Consider the following 3,052-nt stretch of genomic DNA (forward strand, 5'->3'; position numbering starts at 1 on the left):
CCTAAAGATGAGTGGCGGCGCGGAGCGCCGCCACTCATCTTTAGGGCTTTATAGCCAAGTTAAGAAATGGCGTAGCCATTTCTTAACTTGGTATTAGATATTAATGCTTTGAGGAATCCGCGATGGTTTTAAGTAATTGTAATCAGCAACCCTAGTCTCATTGCGCGACTTAATTGTAGACTCGATCGCTTTTAACCCATCTTGAAAATCGCGTAAGGGTTGCTGAAGGCGATCGTCGTTGAAATAATCTGAACCATAGTCGCCTAGGGTCGTGTAATAAACAGATCCCAGAATATAGGTCATTGTCAATTGACTCTTAGCTTGGTCGATGGGCGGTAGCATGGCAAAGAAATCTGCTTCCGTTGCACCAGTGGTTGACTTTGGTGCGGGAGTATAGCCCGCTAGCGGAATTGCTGGCGTGTAGTCCATCAAATCTCCCTGAGGGAAGTTTACCGCCGCATGTTGAGCGCTGCTGGTAAAGATCAGCAATGTCACTGCATCGACTAAATAATCGAAGGTCTGAATCTGACCATCTTGACCAAAACTTGTGACGCGCCCACCATCAACCGAGGTAATTTCCTTTGCCCATGCTTGCAGTTCAGAATCTCTAAGGACATCGGTATCGCTGAAATAATAGATGGATAGATAATTTTTGACCCAAGTCGCGATCGCTCCCCAGACCAATAAAGCATCATCGCGATAGGGATAATCGGGCAGCATATTAACATCGTCAACCCCTCTCTTCTTCAGGGCTACAGGCAACATCGCTTCATTGAAGTTATAGTTCTTAACTGACTGTACCGAAAGGGTGCGCGAGGACGCGATCGTTCCCGCTAATAGACTATCTACGGTTCCACCAGCACTAATCAGTCCCGATTGAGCGGCATTATTGATCGCTAAAGTTCCTTGAAAGTGAGGCTTGAGCAGAATATACAAAGGATGATTGCTGGCAAGTTGGCGATTAGTTGCGATCGCAAAGGGTTCGATAAATAAATGGGTTCTACCTAAATGGCTAATCAGTTCGTGGTAATTGGCATCAGCAATCTGAACAACGGTTTTAGCTAGAAGCCAGTTCGGTTCATCATCAGCCTGACAGACAAAGATGGGATAAGCACTGGGGTCTTGCCCTAGCTGAATGGCGATCGGGGTCAAACTCTGCTGTCCTTTGGGAACTGCGAACAGAGCCAAAGGTGCATTTATATACTTTTGTGCTCCTTTAGGAAACGTACCGCCCGCGATCGCCGTTAGATCTACATAATCAGCCAGATACAAGCGACCTTGCGCTCCAGCCTCAGCGAGAGAGTCCCCCGCTAACACTGTTTGAAATTGATCTTCCGTGAGAGGAAATTTCGCATCTAAGGTCTTGATACGTTGGATCGTCACAGGGTTAAATCCAGCGACGCGAAGCCTTGCAAACTCGGAATTAGTTGTAAAACTTTGACTGATCGTGGGTAAAGAAATAATCCAAAAAAGATCGTTATATTCCTTAATATTTGAACCTTCAACATTGGTTGGTTCGGTCTCTAATAGGGAGGGAATCTCTGACAGTAGCCCTATTATTGCGGAATTCGACTGAGCAATGCCAGCTTCAAGTAAACGTTTTGAGAAGTCTTGCTCCCTAGCTTTAGAGGCATTTTTACCCTTTTCACTCAAGAGGAAAGGATTCGCAATATCATTTAATAAAACTTCGATCGCTGCCTTTCCTACCAATAAGCCCCAAGATAATGAGAACTGCTCGCTAGTTGGCACTTTTTCGACCATCGGCAAGGGGGCGACGTAAGTGTAGTTATATTGATAGAGCTGTCTAGACTGGTTGAGCAGAGCCTGTCGTTGATCGATTTCGGGATCGTTCTGAGGTAATAGGGGATATTTACTTGAAGGCGATCGCCGCAATATTAAACTTGCTAAGTCGGACAACTTAGTCGCAAGGAAATTTAATATTTGGGCAATACCACGCAAAATCGAAGAGATCATGGATGCACCTTAAAATCTGTACATCCATATATAAAACTTTAATGATGTAATTTAGATAAATTTTTTTAAAGGATTAGGGCGGCGTAAAGCGCCGCTCTAATCCTTCTAAGCCTCCTAGAACTTTACTTGACCAATCCAGCTCTAAGCGCTCTTACGGCTGCTTGAGTGCGATCGTCGGCACATAGCTTATTTAAAATATTACGCACGTGGGTTTTTACCGTTCCAACTGTGATGTAGAGGCGTTCGGCAATTTCCGCATTGCTATTACCATTGACGATCTCAGATAACACTTCTAATTCACGCTCGGTCAGGGGGGTAGCTTCCAGAACCTGTTTGTAGTCTGCTTCGGCGGCATCAATTTCCACCGTTGCCTCGCGGCGGCGCACCTGTTGCAAAACAATACTGGCGATCGCAGGATCGATCCAAGAATTCCCTTCAGCAGTTAGTTTCAGAGCCTGAACGAGATTTTCCGAGCTAATATCTTTGATGCAATAGGAATCGGCACCTGCCGCGAAGGCAGCTAGTACAATTTCTTGGCTATCGGTAAGGGTAAGGATTAAAACTTTAGTGGCTCTACCTGCTTCGGTAGCGGCTGCCTTAATTTGGCGCGTTACCTCAACACCATCCATATCAGGTAAGCCCAAATCGACGATCGCCACATCAGGCTGTTGACTGTTTACTAAGGCAACGCCTTCTGTACCTGTCGCCGCTTCCCCCACAAACAGAAGCTCTCCTTGCTGTTGCAAAGCGATCTTCATGCCCATGCGGGTCAGGTCATGGTCTTCAATTAGGACAACACGAATCGAACTCATAAGCACTTTTGCAGATTATGCAGGGTCTGTATTGATACCAGAATCTCATAGAAGGGGTAATAAAAACCAAATAAGTAGCTAGGCATAATTAAAAAGCCGTAGCAAAAGCTGAGCTTTCGCTACGGCTTTTGCCTCTGCTTTTTAGGTTTTATATTTAATTACACCTATCCACTTTCTCGATAAAACCAATTATTACGAGCAATAAGTAGCTAGGCATAATTAATTACAAACCAAAACCCGTAAAGTTGCGCCCCTACGGGGCGCAA

2 protein-coding genes are annotated in these 3,052 nt (G+C 45.2%); both read right to left on the reverse strand.

Annotated elements, in window-relative coordinates; all coding sequences use genetic code 11:
• Positions 1 to 93: 93 nt before the first annotated feature.
• Positions 94 to 1,974, reverse strand: a complete 1,881-nt coding sequence (locus tag PSE7429_RS22045; RefSeq protein ID WP_009629598.1) for a lipoxygenase family protein — start codon at positions 1,972 to 1,974, stop codon at positions 94 to 96.
• 122 nt (positions 1,975 to 2,096) lie between these two features.
• Positions 2,097 to 2,786 (reverse strand): response regulator, encoded by a 690-nt coding sequence (locus PSE7429_RS22050; RefSeq protein WP_009629599.1) that lies wholly within the window; start codon positions 2,784 to 2,786, stop codon positions 2,097 to 2,099.
• Positions 2,787 to 3,052: the final 266 nt, after the last annotated feature.

This window comes from Pseudanabaena biceps PCC 7429, from assembly GCF_000332215.1.
GTDB lineage: Bacteria > Cyanobacteriota > Cyanobacteriia > Pseudanabaenales > Pseudanabaenaceae > Pseudanabaena > Pseudanabaena biceps.

Excerpts from the sequence above, each read along its gene's own strand:
- PSE7429_RS22050 (WP_009629599.1), bottom strand. The coding sequence starts at position 2,786 with ATGAGTTCGATTCGTGTTGTCCTAATTGAAGACCATGACCTGACCCGC.
- PSE7429_RS22045 (WP_009629598.1), bottom strand. The coding sequence starts at position 1,974 with ATGATCTCTTCGATTTTGCGTGGTATTGCCCAAATATTAAATTTCCTT.